At 39.6% G+C, this 14,183-nt stretch carries 11 protein-coding genes and 1 other RNA gene; 9 read left to right on the top strand and 3 right to left on the bottom strand.

Annotated elements, in window-relative coordinates:
* Positions 1 to 91: 91 nt before the first annotated feature.
* Positions 92 to 1,990 (top strand): GTPase family protein, encoded by a 1,899-nt coding sequence (locus ACOWPH_RS17615; RefSeq protein ID WP_015216679.1) that lies wholly within the window; start codon positions 92 to 94, stop codon positions 1,988 to 1,990.
* Between the two features lie 711 nt (positions 1,991 to 2,701).
* Here ACOWPH_RS17615 and ACOWPH_RS17610 read toward each other — a convergent pair.
* Positions 2,702 to 3,025: a hypothetical protein gene (locus ACOWPH_RS17610; protein ID WP_042465358.1), complete on the bottom strand. Its 324-nt coding sequence runs from the start codon at positions 3,023 to 3,025 to the stop codon at positions 2,702 to 2,704.
* Between the two features lie 638 nt (positions 3,026 to 3,663).
* Here ACOWPH_RS17610 and ACOWPH_RS17605 point away from each other — a divergent pair.
* From ACOWPH_RS17605 to ACOWPH_RS17575, 7 genes are all read left to right on the top strand, one after another.
* Entirely contained in the window at positions 3,664 to 4,152 is a 489-nt protein-coding gene (locus tag ACOWPH_RS17605; RefSeq protein ID WP_015216677.1) for a pentapeptide repeat-containing protein, read from the top strand.
* A complete protein-coding gene (locus tag ACOWPH_RS17600; protein WP_015216676.1) occupies positions 4,152 to 5,285 on the top strand; it encodes a 5-(carboxyamino)imidazole ribonucleotide synthase in 1,134 nt (377 codons plus the stop codon). Before ACOWPH_RS17605 ends, ACOWPH_RS17600 begins: the two co-directional genes overlap by 1 nt.
* 62 nt (positions 5,286 to 5,347) lie before the next feature.
* Positions 5,348 to 5,531: non-coding RNA, 6S RNA (gene ssrS, locus ACOWPH_RS17595), on the top strand.
* Positions 5,532 to 5,946: 415 nt separating this feature from the next.
* Positions 5,947 to 7,188, top strand: coding sequence for a M16 family metallopeptidase (locus tag ACOWPH_RS17590; RefSeq protein WP_015216675.1), 1,242 nt, complete (start codon positions 5,947 to 5,949; stop codon positions 7,186 to 7,188).
* An 81-nt stretch (positions 7,189 to 7,269) separates the two neighbouring features.
* Positions 7,270 to 8,541 (top strand): M16 family metallopeptidase, encoded by a 1,272-nt coding sequence (locus ACOWPH_RS17585; protein ID WP_015216674.1) that lies wholly within the window; start codon positions 7,270 to 7,272, stop codon positions 8,539 to 8,541.
* 80 nt (positions 8,542 to 8,621) lie between these two features.
* Entirely contained in the window at positions 8,622 to 9,476 is an 855-nt protein-coding gene (locus ACOWPH_RS17580) for a peptidoglycan-binding domain-containing protein (protein ID WP_015216673.1), read from the top strand.
* Between the two features lie 99 nt (positions 9,477 to 9,575).
* The gene (locus ACOWPH_RS17575) at positions 9,576 to 9,929 is read left to right on the top strand and encodes a phage holin family protein (protein WP_015216672.1); all 354 of its coding nucleotides are present in this window, start codon (positions 9,576 to 9,578) and stop codon (positions 9,927 to 9,929) included.
* A 320-nt stretch (positions 9,930 to 10,249) separates the two neighbouring features.
* On the opposite strand, the gene ACOWPH_RS17570 is transcribed toward ACOWPH_RS17575, so the two are convergent.
* Positions 10,250 to 10,690 carry a cobalamin biosynthesis protein gene (locus ACOWPH_RS17570; RefSeq protein WP_015216671.1) on the bottom strand — a complete coding sequence of 147 codons (441 nt, stop codon included), beginning with the start codon at positions 10,688 to 10,690 and terminating at the stop codon, positions 10,250 to 10,252.
* Between the two features lie 745 nt (positions 10,691 to 11,435).
* Here ACOWPH_RS17570 and ACOWPH_RS17565 point away from each other — a divergent pair.
* On the top strand, positions 11,436 to 12,746 hold the full coding sequence (locus ACOWPH_RS17565) for a hypothetical protein (protein ID WP_015216669.1): 1,311 nt from the start codon (positions 11,436 to 11,438) through the stop codon (positions 12,744 to 12,746).
* 86 nt (positions 12,747 to 12,832) lie between these two features.
* Here ACOWPH_RS17565 and ACOWPH_RS17560 read toward each other — a convergent pair whose 3' ends face one another.
* Positions 12,833 to 14,122, bottom strand: a complete 1,290-nt coding sequence (locus tag ACOWPH_RS17560) for a Glu/Leu/Phe/Val family dehydrogenase (protein ID WP_015216668.1) — start codon at positions 14,120 to 14,122, stop codon at positions 12,833 to 12,835.
* Between the last annotated feature and the right edge of the window lie 61 nt (positions 14,123 to 14,183).

The raw sequence follows: 14,183 nt of genomic DNA, 5'->3' as shown, positions 1-14,183 counted from the left end.
TTTAACCCACCCTACAAATATACAAATAATTTTTTGAATATTTTTGTATTTCGTAATCTCTAAAAACTCTAACCAAGGCAGGTATTAAACGATGGTACGCTTAAAAATCTGGCAATGGATAATTATAGTTTCACCTATTGCGGTGATGATCTCATTCCTACTCATAGCCGCAGGAATGCAAATTCACACTTGGGGATTAAGTTGGATTTGGGGTGTATTTACTATTGTGTTTGTCGGTTGGCGTTGGTTGCTGGTACGCTGGACTAAACCGGCTGTTAATCAGATTGAAGCTGTTTTTGCAGAGATGCGGGAAGAATTGGCATCTAATACCACTAGTAATAATCTAGATGTGTCAACAACAAAAGACAACACCCAACAAGCAGAAGCAGAATTACAAAAAATTCTTACCGCAGCACAAAATGATTCTCTGATTTGGGAAGACTGGCAAAGCTTTTGGCAAAGATGTCAAGATTTAGTAGTAGCGATCGCACACATTTACAATCCTGAAGTAAAATATCCCCTACTAAACATCTACATTCCCCAAGTATATGGTTTAATTCGCGGCACAGTAGATGATATGGATCAATGGATGCAAAAATTATCCCCTGTTCTTAATCAAGTTACCGTCGGACAGGCTTACCAAGCATACCAAATCTACCGCAAGTTAGAACCATCAGCCCGTAAATTTTGGCAAGCTTGGAATTGGGCGCAGTGGGTATTAAATCCAGTCGCAGCAGTCGCAAAACGTGCCAGCCAAGGTACAAGTAACCGCGCTTCTCAAGAATTACTGATAAATTTGAGCCAATTATTCAGAGAAGCTGCTTTGCGAAATTTATGCAAACAAGCGATCGCACTCTACGCCGGGACTACAATTGAATTATCTACCCCCACCCTATCCCCAGACAAAACCCAAACCCTGCGCGACATCCTCACCCAAGCAGAACCCCCAGAAATAGTTGCCCAAAAACCCGTTAATATTCTCCTCGTGGGACGCACAGGTGCAGGTAAAAGTAGTTTAATTAACACTCTCTTTCAAGCCGAATTTGCCGCAGTTGATGTATTACCCAGTACAGATAAAATTCAAAACTATCACTGGGAAACCGCAAGCGGTGAAACCCTCAACCTCTTGGATACTCCCGGTTATGAACAAGTAAAACGCGATGATTTGCGGGATGTAGTTCTTGATTATGCCAGTAATGCCGACTTACTGTTATTAATCACCCCCGCACTTGATCCCGCCTTGCAGATGGATGTAGACTTTTTAGAAGAGATAAAAGCCGAAGTTGCAGATTTACCCATCATTACCATTGTTACCCAAGTAGATCGTTTGCGTCCTCTCCGGGAATGGCAACCCCCATACAATTGGGAAACCGGAGAAAAGCCAAAAGAAATTTCCATTCGAGAAGCCACAGAATATCGAAAACAACTATTAGGAAATTACGCAAATTTAGTTTTACCAATTGTTACCAGTGATATAAAAAGCGATCGCACTGCTTGGGGAATAGAAGAATTATCTTGGGGATTAGTAGAAACTATATCTCCTGTCAAACAATTACGTCTCACCCGCTTTTTACGTAACCTAGAAACCCGCACCCTAGCAGCAGCAAAAATCATCGATCATTATACCTTTCAAATGGCCACAACCCAAGGACTAACCACACTTCTAAAAAGTCCTGTTTTGCAATTTATTTCTACTCTCTCAACAGGTACTCCTACCCTTGCCTATCTCCTCGCACAACAAATTCCCGTCGAACAATTACCCATAGTTATTGGTAAATTACAAATGGCTTATGAACTATTTCCCCTATTAAATACAGATAATTCCAAATCACGTAATTTTGATTTACTATCCCTATGGCCATTGTTATTAGAAAATTCTACCACTCCAGATCGTAATGCCTGGGCATTTGGTCATGCTTTAATAGAGTATTGGACTCAGAATTTAACAATTGAACAACTTCGAGAACGATTTGATTATTATCTTCAGTAGTTATGGAGAGAAAATAGGGAACGGGAAAAAAGGGATATAAATAAATATGTTCGTAATGAAGATGTGCGTTATCTCATATTTCGTTTCCATACTCTGTATGGGAATGCCTTTTCTTGCATAAATAATGAGTATTAAAATACAACAGATTTCTTTGTCAGGAGGTACATACCTAGCGGGCAAGATGCCAGCACCACAAGAGTTTCATTATTCAATTTTGTATCTCATTTAAATGAAATTAGCTATAGCAATTGCCAAGCTCATGAAATACACCCCACCCGCGCTGTCGCGCACCCTCCCCTTGGTAAGGGGAGGGTTGGGGAGGGGTAATTTTGTATTTAACTAGAGTGGGAAAGGCTATATTAAAAATACTAGTTAATTGTCTCGTTCCCATATAGAGTATGGGAATGCCTTATCTAAGGCTCTGCCTTATTTAATCTTAATAAAGTCTACATACAGCAAATTGCAGATCAATAAGGTACAGAATCAAAATTTAAACCTATACACCAAGCCAGTTTCACTCCTAACTCTTGAATTTTGCTATACAAAAAACTACCTTCATCTGTATTCAGAGAGAGTAATTTTAACTACAGCCTTTCCCACTCTAATTAGATACAAAATTAACCCTCCCCTTACCAAGGGAGGGTGCGCGACAGTGCGGGTGGGGTGTATTTTATGAGCTTGGGAATTGCTATAATCCCGAAATTAATAATATTAGTCATCTTCTAACTCAAGTTGTGCCACCGTCACTGCATTAAATGCGAAAGCAAAAACTAACGGCATAGGACATTTTAAAACAAATGTATAAATAATAGCTAAAATGCTAATTACCACAGCGGACATCGACCATATCATTTCTTGATTAGTGAGTCCATTCTCTTCTTTAATGACTCTCAAAACATGAACTGGAATTGGTTCTGGCATTACTCCTCCAGGAGGAAACGCCCAAAAATTATCACGACGTTCGATAAATAAATCTGTCCAGCCATTTTCCATGCACCATGCTTCAATCCATTGAATAGAGTAATGATTATTCATCATAGGGGTAATACTTCCAGGTTTCAATTTGATTAGTGAGTGAATATAGATTTATCGACGATTCCTGACAAGCTAACAAATGCTTATAAGATTAACGCTAATTCCATAATCGTAAAATTGAGTTCAGCACTTGAGGCATATGTAAATCATCCTCACAGACTGATTCCCTTAATTAGAACAATAACAGCATCAACCGATGGTTTCCAGCAAACGATAATAAACTTTACTATGTAAATGAATGTAAATAAATTGGCGAGTCAGTGCTAAATTCTTAAGTAATTCTAAAACCAATAAATATATAACTTAACTATTATCTTAGTGTAGAGATTTAGCATTACTAAAACCCTACTTATAGGCGTAGAGAAAGGGTAATGGGGAATTACATTTCATCCGGGTTTCACTCTGCTGATCTCAAAAACACTGATTTTCGACAGATTTTGGCTGTATTTACATTATTTTAATTATTGCCATGATGAAAAATTCAACCCTAGATTGACATCAGCCTCAAGTTAGAAATTAGCTGAGATTTTGCTGACAACTCAAGCAATTTATGACAAATCTTTCAGCAAAGGCAGTAAACCACTCCAACAGAATGCGATAAGCTGAAATAAATTAAACACTTTTTTTGGCTATTGAATATGTATTTGCGGCAAGGATTAGCATTACTTTTAGGAATTATGATTTGGTGTGTGGCATCTCCAGCACTAGCAGTAAACTGGACTCACCCCCTATCATTTAGTAATGCAGAGTTAGGAAGACAGGATTTTTCGGGACAAAGCTTACAAGCTGCGGAGTTTTCTAACGCTAATTTAGAAATGGCGAATTTTACAGGTGCTGACTTACGGGGAGCAGTATTAAGTGCTTCAGTAATGACTCAAGCAAATTTACATGGAGCCGATTTAACAAATGCCATGATTGATCAGGTAAAATTGAATGGGGCTGATTTAAGTGATGCCATTTTATTAGAAGCTCTTTTACTACGTTCCATTTTTACTGATGTGAATATTGCAGGTGCAGATTTTACTGATGCAATTCTGGACAAAGCGCAAATAAAAGAGCTATGTCAAAAAGCCAGTGGTGTAAATTCCCGGACTGGTGTTGAAACTCGTGATTCTCTAGGATGCTGATGCAACGTGTTGGTATAATTGGTGGCGGACAACTTGCCTGGATGATGGGAGATGCAGCAAAGAAGCTAGGAATAGAATTAGTCATACAAACTCCTAGCCAAGATGATCCCGCTGTATATATTGCTCAAGAAGCTGTTTTTGCCGCAGTTGATGATGCCGCAGCTACGGAAACTTTAGCGGCAAAATGTGATGTGATCACCTTTGAGAATGAGTTTGTTAATTTAAATGCTTTATCTTTTTTAGAGAAACAAGGTGTTTGTTTCCGTCCCAGATTAGCAGCTTTATCTCCGCTATTAGATAAATATGAGCAACGTTGCTATTTACGGGATTTAGGTTTACCTGTTCCCCAGTTTTTCGCTTTAGAAAAGCCAGAAGATATTCAAGCTAAAAAAGAATATTTGAGTTTTCCTATTGTTCTCAAAGCGAGACGACATGGTTATGATGGTCAAGGGACTTTTGTTATTCATGATTTAGCTGCTTTGTCAACAGTAGTAAGTCAAAATAATACACAGTTTTTAGTAGAAGAATTTGTTCCCTTTACCAGAGAATTAGCTATAATTGCGGCACGTTCTGTTCATGGGGAAATTGTCACCTATCCGGTTGTAGAAACCCAACAAGAACAACAGGTTTGTCGTCGAGTAATTGCACCAGCGGATATTACACCCCAACAAGAGGAAGAAATTCAAGCGATCGCGCATACACTATTAAATAACCTACAAGCTGTAGGCATATTTGGCATTGAGCTATTTATCACTGCTAAGGGCAAAATACTAGTAAATGAAATTGCCCCTCGTACTCATAATTCTGGGCATTTTTCCTTAGATGCTTGTGAAATTTCCCAATTTGAACAACACCTGAGAGCCGTTTGTGGTTTACCTTTGGTTGATCCAGCTTTAAATTGTGCTGGTGCAGTTATGGTTAACTTGCTAGGGTATGAAAATTCACACAGCGATTATCAAAACCAACGCCAAAAACTAGCAAATATTCCCCAAGCTTACCTGCACTGGTATGGGAAAACTGCATCTCGTCCAGGACGTAAACTAGGACATATCACCGTTTTACTAGAGCAGCAAAACCCAGATGTCATCCAGGCTATCATCAATACCATAGAATCTATCTGGTATCCTCAATAAAAATTTTCGCCAACTTTTGCATATTCAACACACAAACTGATTTTGAAAGTTATAATGAACTAGTTGCACTACGACGTTGGTGACTGCCCCCAAGTTTTTTGATCTATGTCTTTAAAGAAAAGGGAGCAAAAGAGTTCTTGTGGCAGTATACCGGGCTTGTACCCGGAAACTTTAAACGAGAAACAGCCGTTCCCCCCTGGTTTAACCAGGTCATAAACTTAGGTAAGACGGCGTTGCGGTGAACTCAAAAATTTTAGCTCCCAGGTTGTTGCAACTTGGGAGTTTTAACTATTTCAAAACTTAGTATTAAACCGCGTCTACTTTAAAACCCATAGTTTTTTCTTAATCGGGTTTTATTACACCAAATCCTATACTCTTCCCTATTTCCTTTTGAAAAACTCCAATTCTCAACTTGGACGAGGTGTAGCTTCCACTAATATGCTATGCAAAAAGGCTGAAACAACCCAATTTCGTTAATAACATATGACGCTAAATTTTTACAGCGTGTAAATCCTACAAATTATCAATTTATTTATTTCATTGAGTCCAAAAATCTGTATAATTTGATTCTAATTGGAGTAAAATTCAGAGTTAAGATAACAAAATTGGTCTAAATTGTGGTTGAAGCTACAAAAAATTGACAAAATACCTAACTAAAACAGTGTTTCCAGCCTCGGTTCTTCACCTAGACAATGGTTTGACTTTTATTCATCAGGAGATTCCTACTACCCCTGTAGTGGTGTCTGATGTTTGGGTTCGTGCTGGAGCCACTTTAGAGCCTGAACCTTGGTTCGGAATGGCTCACTTTTTAGAACACATGATTTTTAAAGGTACAGCCACCTTACCCCCTGGGGAGTTCGATTATAACATTGAAAAGATGGGTGGTGTGAGTAATGCGGCGACAAGTCATGATTATGCCCATTACTCTCTGACTACAGCTACCTCTTACTTAGCGGATACCTTACCACAATTAAGCGAACTCCTGCTAAATGCGTCCATTCCCGACGATGAATTTATCCGCGAACGGGACGTAGTTTTAGAGGAAATTCGCTCATGCGCTGATGATCCTGATTGGATAGGATTTGAATCGCTGCTCAAAAACGTCTATCAAGATCATCCTTATGGACGTTCTGTGTTAGGTACTGAACAAGAATTGATGCAGCATTCGCCAGAAGCAATGCGCTGTTTTCATCGTTCTCACTACCAACCGGAAAATATGACGGTGGTAATTGTGGGGGGAATTGCTCAAGAACCAGCTTGGGAACTTGTAAATCGCAACTTTTCAGATTTTAATGGTGGCTCTAATTGTCCCCCATCTCAGAAAATAATACAACCAGTAATTACAGGAATTCGCCGTCAAGAGTTTATTTTACCAAGGCTAGAGCAAGCTAGGTTAATGATGGCGTGGATAGCACCTGGGGTAGAACAACTCCGTACAAATCATGGTTTAGAATTTCTTTCGGTGTTACTAGCAGAAGGAAGAACTTCTCGCTTAGTTCATGATTTACGGGAAGAAAAGCAATTGGTACAGGCAATTTGTAGTAATTTTTCTCTGCAACGGGAATCAAGTTTATTCACAATTACTGCTTGGTTAGAGCCAGAATATTTAGAGCGCGTGGAGTCTTTAATTTGTAACCATTTGTATGACTTGCAAACTATAGGTATTAGTGAACAAGAAGTTAACCGCACCTGTAGATCATTGTGTAATGAATATGCTTTTTCTACAGAAGCGCCTAATCAGCTTTCTTCACTTTATGGTTATTACAATACCATTGCCAAAGCTGAATTAGCCGTTACTTATCCCCAGATAATTCAGTCCTTTGATGCTCAAGAACTACAACAATTAGCACGGCAGTACCTTTCACTACAGAATTACGCGGTTACTGTTATTAAACCCTATTAGTCATTAACCACTTAGTCATGAGCTATAAAAGCTTGTGACTTTTGATTATTGACCATTAACCATCAACCTTTTGACTAAAGAATGCAAACTATAAATAATTCTAACTCTTCTATCCATCGCACCGTATTACCGAACGGTATTGTTGTCTTGGTGGCAGAAAATCAAGCTGCGGATATTATTGCCGGACGCATTTTTGTGCGTGCTGGTAGTTGTTACGAAAGCAGAGAACAATCTGGGTTAGCACATTTGCTATCAGCGGTAATGACTAAGGGTTGTGATGGTTTATCTAGTTTAGAAATTGCCGAAAAAGTCGAGTCTGTAGGGGCAAGTTTAAGTACAGATGCGGGTACGGATTATTTTTTACTGTCCTTAAAGACGGTGAGTGCAGATTTTGCAGAAATTTTAGCATTATCGGGGTTGTTATTGCGATCGCCCACATTTCCCGAAACCCAAGTCGAACTAGAACGCCGGTTAGCATTACAAGATATTCGCTCTCAAAAAGAACAACCTTTTAGCCTCGCTTTTGAGCAAATCCGGCAAGCAATGTACCAAGAGCATCCATATTCCATGTCAGTTTTAGGACATGAATCAACTCTCAATAGTATCACCCGTGCAGACTTGGTACAGTTTCACCAAACTCACTTTCGTCCAGATAATGTGGTAATTAGTATTGCTGGACGGATTAAACCATCAGAAGCCCTAGAGTTAGTCACAGCAGTCTTTGGTGATTGGCTGCCTCCAGCCCAACCACGCCATATACTGGACTTACCGGGAATTTCTGTCACACCAAAATCTTGCCTCAAACCTTTAAATACACAGCAATCAATCGTCATGTTAGGTTATATGGGGCCATCAGTGAGCGCTCCAGGATATGCTGCCCTCAAATTACTGTCTACCTACCTAGGAAATGGTCTTTCTAGCCGCTTGTTTGTGGAATTACGGGAAAAGCGGGGTTTAGCCTACGAAGTCTCTGCAATTTACTCCACACGCCTATTTCCAGCCTCATTTATCGTTTATATGGGAACTGCACCCGAAAATACCAGTGTGGCACTCCAAGGACTACGCCAAGAAGTAGAACTACTCTGCACCACTGAACTCACCGCAGATGCACTGCAAACAGCTAAAAATAAAATACTGGGTCAGTACGCATTGGGTAAGCAAACTAACGGACAAATTGCTCAAATATATGGCTGGTATGAAATTCTCGGCTTAGGAATAGCATTTGACCAAGAATTTGCCGAAATGATCAACAAAGTCAGTGCTAAGTTAGCGATGACAGCGGCTAAACAGTATTTACAGGAACCATATTTGTCTTTAGTAGGTCAAGAAGAGGCAATTAAATCAGTTATTTAGCGGGCTATGGGAAATGTCATCATGTTCTAGAGCGATCGCATAGCTGTAAGATCAACAACAGAAGATTGCACGTAAATTTTATGAACGGCCACCTGACAACAAGTATCTCTAACTACTTGAAACCAAATCATTTGTATTACTTGTTTTTGTGTACTGCAATACCTGCACTAATCGGTTCCTCTGCTGTCAGAGCGATCGCATCCACAAAGCGTGTACCTGATACTCAGCAACCCGTAGGAATCCCAGTACCAGCAAAAATTGCCCAATTCAATACAAACACTATTAACCGTCCCACCTTAAAACTTGGTAGCCAAGGCGAACGTGTTTCTGAACTTCAAGCAGCACTCAAACTTCTAGGCTTTTACACAGGTGCAATAGATGGCATTTATCAAGCAGGGACAGCCAGCTCTGTTTCCCAGTTTAAGCAAGCAGCTGGCTTAAATCCAGATGGAGTAGTAGATGCTGTCACCTGGCAAAAACTTTTTCCTAATGTATCAACCGTTGCTACCAATATCCCCTTAGCCCCTACCCAACCTACCTCAGTCAACAGTTTTACAGTTCCTACCCAATCCTATAGAATCCCCAAAATTAATAACACACCTGTACAGAAACCGATTCCCTCAAGACAAAGCACGACCATCCGCAATAAGCCCAACACACCCTTTCAGCCCACTCCCACTAAACAGCAAAATCCTATCATTCAATACACCGCAGAAGGATGGCCAATTTTGCGTTTAGGTAACAGCGGTTCAGAAGTAGTCAAGTTGCAAAAACTACTCCAAAACCTGGGATTTTTGAAAGGTCGTATAGATGGAGACTTTGGTGTCACAACTGAAGCAGCAGTCAAAGCCGCTCAAACCCGCTATGGTTTACAACCAGATGGCATAGCTGGTGGCGCTACTTGGGAAGCTTTCGTGCGACGATTGCCCCAATAACCTCAGACTGAATCGAAAATGTCATTTAAACACAAATGAAATCGCTTCATTCTTTCCCCTAACTAGATAATTTATTCTCCACAACTACTTAACATTGATATGAAAAACTTTTTATTCACTTGGCTTGGTACTGCGGTAGCATTATTAATTACCGCTAAAATCGTGCCTGGATTCATCATCAAAACTTTTGTAGCTGCCCTGCTTGCCGCCATAGTCATCGGTTTAGTGAATGCCATTATCCGTCCAATTTTAGGTTTGTTAGCATTTCCCATTACCTTAATTACATTTGGTTTATTTACATTTGTCATCAACGCTTTAACTCTTTGGCTGGCAAGCGCTATCACTCCAGGTTCCGGTTTCGAGATTCAGGGTTTTGTACCTGCTTTTCTCGGTTCTATCGTGCTTTCCATTGTTTCTAGTCTCATTAACTATTTTCTGAGAGTAGTTGATTGAATTGCTAATGTAGAGTCGAGAATCCCCACAAACGTCTCTACAATATTTATTTAGCGCGACTTTATATAAAATTAGTAAGCTGTTAAGCACCTAAATTTGACAATCCTAAAATGTTTAAATCTTGTGGGGTGGGCATCTTGCCCGCCAGACTTATACAAATTAAATGCACAACAGCTTAAAACTACTATAAATCCTAAGAGAACTCCACAAAATAGATGATCCAATCTTGTGGGATGGGCATCCTGCCCGTCCTTCTATTCTTAGAAGGTGAGAATGCCTACACCACAAGAAATTTTGGGATATTTTTTATTTAGAAGTCTCTAAATAAAACCCCTAATCCCTTGAGCAACAGCTATCGTGATACTACCTGATTCTCCTGGTAAGCGAAAAATTTGCTTCGGGACTAATAACCTCACACCGTCGGCAGCAATTTCCTTAGCAGCCAGAATAGCAGATGCCTCGGCAACACTCGGTGTTCCTACTAACCCTTCAACAATTTTGGCAGGGTTAGGAACACAGACACTAGATAAAAATTCTGCTGTGAAAGTTTTTAAAGGAAAATTATGGATATGACAAAATTCCCTTAAACCAACTTCCAACGCTTTAGATTCAATAGTCGCAATACCCGCTATATCAGTATCAGCAAGTTGATATTCTCGAAAAATTTTCTCAATAGCAGCATTAATTAAGTGGTAAGAAATGCCTTTTTGACAACCTATACCCACCCATAAAACTTGTAGAAAAAATAAATCTACTTGCATAATTTAATCATTCAATAGTATTGGAATAAATTTAATTTTTTATATAGAATCTCGCAAAAGCTTTGTAAATAGGCACAAAATCACACCATTGAATGATTGATTTTCAACAATTGTACATTTTAATACATCAAAATTGATAATTTTAATACTTTCGCCAAAAATAAAAACCGATATATTTAGTACATCTAGCACAGTAGGAAACATCGAGGGAGAAAGCAAAGGTAAAAGGTAAATTAAGTCTTCATTTTTACTTTTTTCTGCCCTTGTAGCGTAAGCATTTCATCTTGATGTTTCAATTTCTTCCTTCTCCGTCGTAGCAAAATCACAACAGCTATGACGGAGTTTTGCTTATTGTAACGGGTTATAAAATTTTGGTTTTCAGATCAGTGAAGCATAGTTTTCAATTACAAAGTCTGTAGAAGTAAGGTTTCTTAGTCCTCAATTGTATTGCATTTGACAGAGAAACACTATATGGCAATTCCCAAGCTCATGAAATACACCCCACTCGTGCTATCGCGCCTTACCAAGGGGAGGGTTGAGGAGGGGTAATTTTGTATATCACGCTTAGTGAAAAACACTATATCTTCACGCAATTCAACTCAGACGGTGACTACTATAGAACAACTTGCGACTGATAGCAATTGTAGAAAATTACACAAACTTGGGAACTTATCTCTTTTACCTTCTGTCGTTCCAATAAAGACTCAGTAGACCATTTGAAAAGTCAAGTCACAGAAGGATTCCCATGTTACCTCAACCTTCATTCAAGTTTTTTCGTCAAGGTGTTTTGACAGTTACTAGTATCTCTGTCTTAGCTACCGTTGCTCTCCCCTCTCCAGTTTTCTCCTTAACAACCCAAGTAGAACAGAATTTACAAAGTCAACATCTTGAACTAACAGAACCAGGAACTAATTCATTCTCAAATCCGTTGAGCGGAATGAAAAAGTCAACTTTTTTGATTGCTGGAGATGATGACGATGACGATGATGATCGTAACAATAATCGTCGCGGACGTTATGATGATGATGATGATGACGATGATGATGATGATGATGATCGTAAGAACAACTATCGCAGAAATGAACAACGTTATCAGTCATCAAAAGCTTTTCGGAACAAAGACTGGAGTTGTTTACTGAAATCAGGAAGGCTAGTTAATTCCAAGCAAAGAGCCTTAATTTTACAGCTAGATATTCTAGAAAAACCAATTACTAGATATGCAAATGTAGTCTACACTGTGTATGCTCGGCAGAATAATCGTTGGGTGAAATTTTACAGCAGTACAGGCTCAAGATTAATTGAGCAAAGAGCAGGAAGATACTCTTTACAACCAGAAATAATAGAATACAACAAACTGCGGCTAGGTAATCTTGACTTATCGAAGTCAGACCTGAGATTTGTCACTCAAATTCGCTATGATTCTGCCAGCAGACGTGAAGAAAGCTTAGTATTTGAAGATATCAGAAACTACAGAGAGGTTACTGAAATTAGTAGCGTTAGACAGTTTACCAATATCAGCACATCAACTAACACTCAAACAGTCTATGATCGTCAATATAATAATCGCAGACGTGATGATGACGATGACTATCGTCGTAGACAAGGATATGGCAGAGAGCAAAATCGTAACTCATCAAAAGCTTTTCGTAACAACGGCTGGAGCGGCTTACTACAATTTGGCAGACTAGTTAATTCCAACCAAAGAGGCTTAGTTTTGCAACTAAATATTCTAGAAAAACCAATTACTAGATATGCAAATGTAGTCTACACAGTATATGCTTTACAAAACAATCGTTGGGTGCAATTTTACAACAGCACAGGCTCAAGATTGATTGAGCAAAGAGCAGGAAGATACTCTTTACAACCAGAAGTAATAGAATTCAATAAACTGCGAATAGGTAATCTTGACTTATCGAGATCAGACCTAAAATTTGTCACTCAAATCCGCTATGATTCAACCAGCAGACGTGAGGAAAGCTTGGTATTTGAAGAGGTCAGAAACTATAGAGAGATAACTGAAGTTAGTAATGTCAGACAGTTTTCTACTTACCGTTAAATAACGCATCCTTAAAAATAAAGAGGTAAAAATATTTATTTTTAATATTTTTACCTCTTAGTCCTAAAAATTGTGAGTCATAAAATCTAAGGATATAAACCCCTGTCAGTCAAAGCTTGAGCCACCCTACCAACGCCCAAAGTGTAAGCTGCTAACCGTAAATTTACCCCTTGGGATTGTGACTGTTTAACCACACGATGATAAGCATTGACCATCAAATGCTCCATTTCTCGGTTAACACGTCCCTCATCCCAGAATAGGTAAGAAAGTCCTTGCACCCATTCCAAATAACTGACTACCACACCACCAGCATTGGCCAGAATATCCGGTAAAACCGTCACACCCTGCGCTTCTAGAACCCGGTTAGCTTCCAGGGTTACTGGGCCATTAGCAGCTTCAGCGATAAACTGAGCTTGTATCTGATGAACATTTTCCTCAGTGATTTGGTTCTCCAATGCGGCTGGAATCAAGACATCACAAGGTAAAGTTAGTAAGTCTGCATTACTAATTGGTGTAGCTTGGGGGAAACCTACTACACTTCTGCGGTTTTCAGCAGCGTAGGCTTTCAAAGCCGGAATATTAAGACCAGTTTCTGAAAATACACCTCCAGCACCACTAGAAACAGCAATAATTTTTGCTCCTTCTTGGTGTAATAATTCAGCAGCAGCACCACCAACATTACCGAAACCTTGAATAGCAACTCGCACACCTGCAAGAGATTTACCTTGATTTGCCAGCGCTTCACGCACAATAATCATTACACCCCTGCCAGTAGCCATTTCCCGACCTAGTGAGCCACCAATAGAAATAGGCTTACCAGTGACCACACCCGGTACAGAATGACCAACATTAACAGAATAAGTATCCATCATCCACGCCATTTCACGGGCAGAAGTACCCATATCAGGCGCGGGAATATCTACCGAGGGTCCAATATCTTTAATTAATTCACTGATATAACGACGGCTAATTCGTTCTAATTCTCCAAGACTGTACTGTTTGGGATCTATGGGAATTCCCCCTTTAGCGCCACCGTAGGGAATACCCAGCAAGGCACATTTCCAAGTCATCAGCATGGCTAAAGCTGAAACTTCCCGCAGAGTCACAGCTGGATGATAACGAATACCCCCTTTATAGGGGCCTAAAATATCACAATGCTGTACCCGATGACCGGGGAGAACTCTGATCTCTCCATTATCCATTTTCACGGGAATGGAAACTGTCACCACCTTACGAGGATGGCTGAGGATTTCTAATAAACCTGGATCTAATTTTAATTCTTTACCTGCCCATTCTAGGTAGCTACAAGCTTGGTCATAAGGGCAAATGTAAGCAGGAGAGTGACTTGCTAGTGATGGTAGTGATGTTGAAACCATAAGATTTTCCCCTTGTCGCGGTGTCTTCGCGAGCCGGATTTATATGGATTAGCTTACCCTT

This window comes from Anabaena sp. PCC 7938, assembly GCF_049315035.1.
GTDB classification, from domain to species: domain Bacteria; phylum Cyanobacteriota; class Cyanobacteriia; order Cyanobacteriales; family Nostocaceae; genus Anabaena; species Anabaena cylindrica.
The sequence above is the reverse complement of the archived record's forward strand: the minus strand, read 5'-3'. Positions and strand labels throughout refer to the sequence as shown.

Coding starts and splice junctions, on each gene's coding strand:
- ACOWPH_RS17615 (WP_015216679.1), top strand. CDS start 92: ATGGTACGCTTAAAAATCTGGCAATGGATAATTATAGTTTCACCTATT.
- ACOWPH_RS17585 (WP_015216674.1), top strand. CDS start 7,270: ATGCAAACTATAAATAATTCTAACTCTTCTATCCATCGCACCGTATTA.
- ACOWPH_RS17560 (WP_015216668.1), bottom strand. CDS start 14,122: ATGGTTTCAACATCACTACCATCACTAGCAAGTCACTCTCCTGCTTAC.
- ACOWPH_RS17605 (WP_015216677.1), top strand. CDS start 3,664: ATGTATTTGCGGCAAGGATTAGCATTACTTTTAGGAATTATGATTTGG.
- ACOWPH_RS17610 (WP_042465358.1), bottom strand. CDS start 3,025: ATGAATAATCATTACTCTATTCAATGGATTGAAGCATGGTGCATGGAA.
- ACOWPH_RS17570 (WP_015216671.1), bottom strand. CDS start 10,690: ATGCAAGTAGATTTATTTTTTCTACAAGTTTTATGGGTGGGTATAGGT.
- ACOWPH_RS17580 (WP_015216673.1), top strand. CDS start 8,622: ATGAACGGCCACCTGACAACAAGTATCTCTAACTACTTGAAACCAAAT.
- ACOWPH_RS17600 (WP_015216676.1), top strand. CDS start 4,152: ATGCAACGTGTTGGTATAATTGGTGGCGGACAACTTGCCTGGATGATG.
- ACOWPH_RS17565 (WP_015216669.1), top strand. CDS start 11,436: ATGTTACCTCAACCTTCATTCAAGTTTTTTCGTCAAGGTGTTTTGACA.
- ACOWPH_RS17575 (WP_015216672.1), top strand. CDS start 9,576: ATGAAAAACTTTTTATTCACTTGGCTTGGTACTGCGGTAGCATTATTA.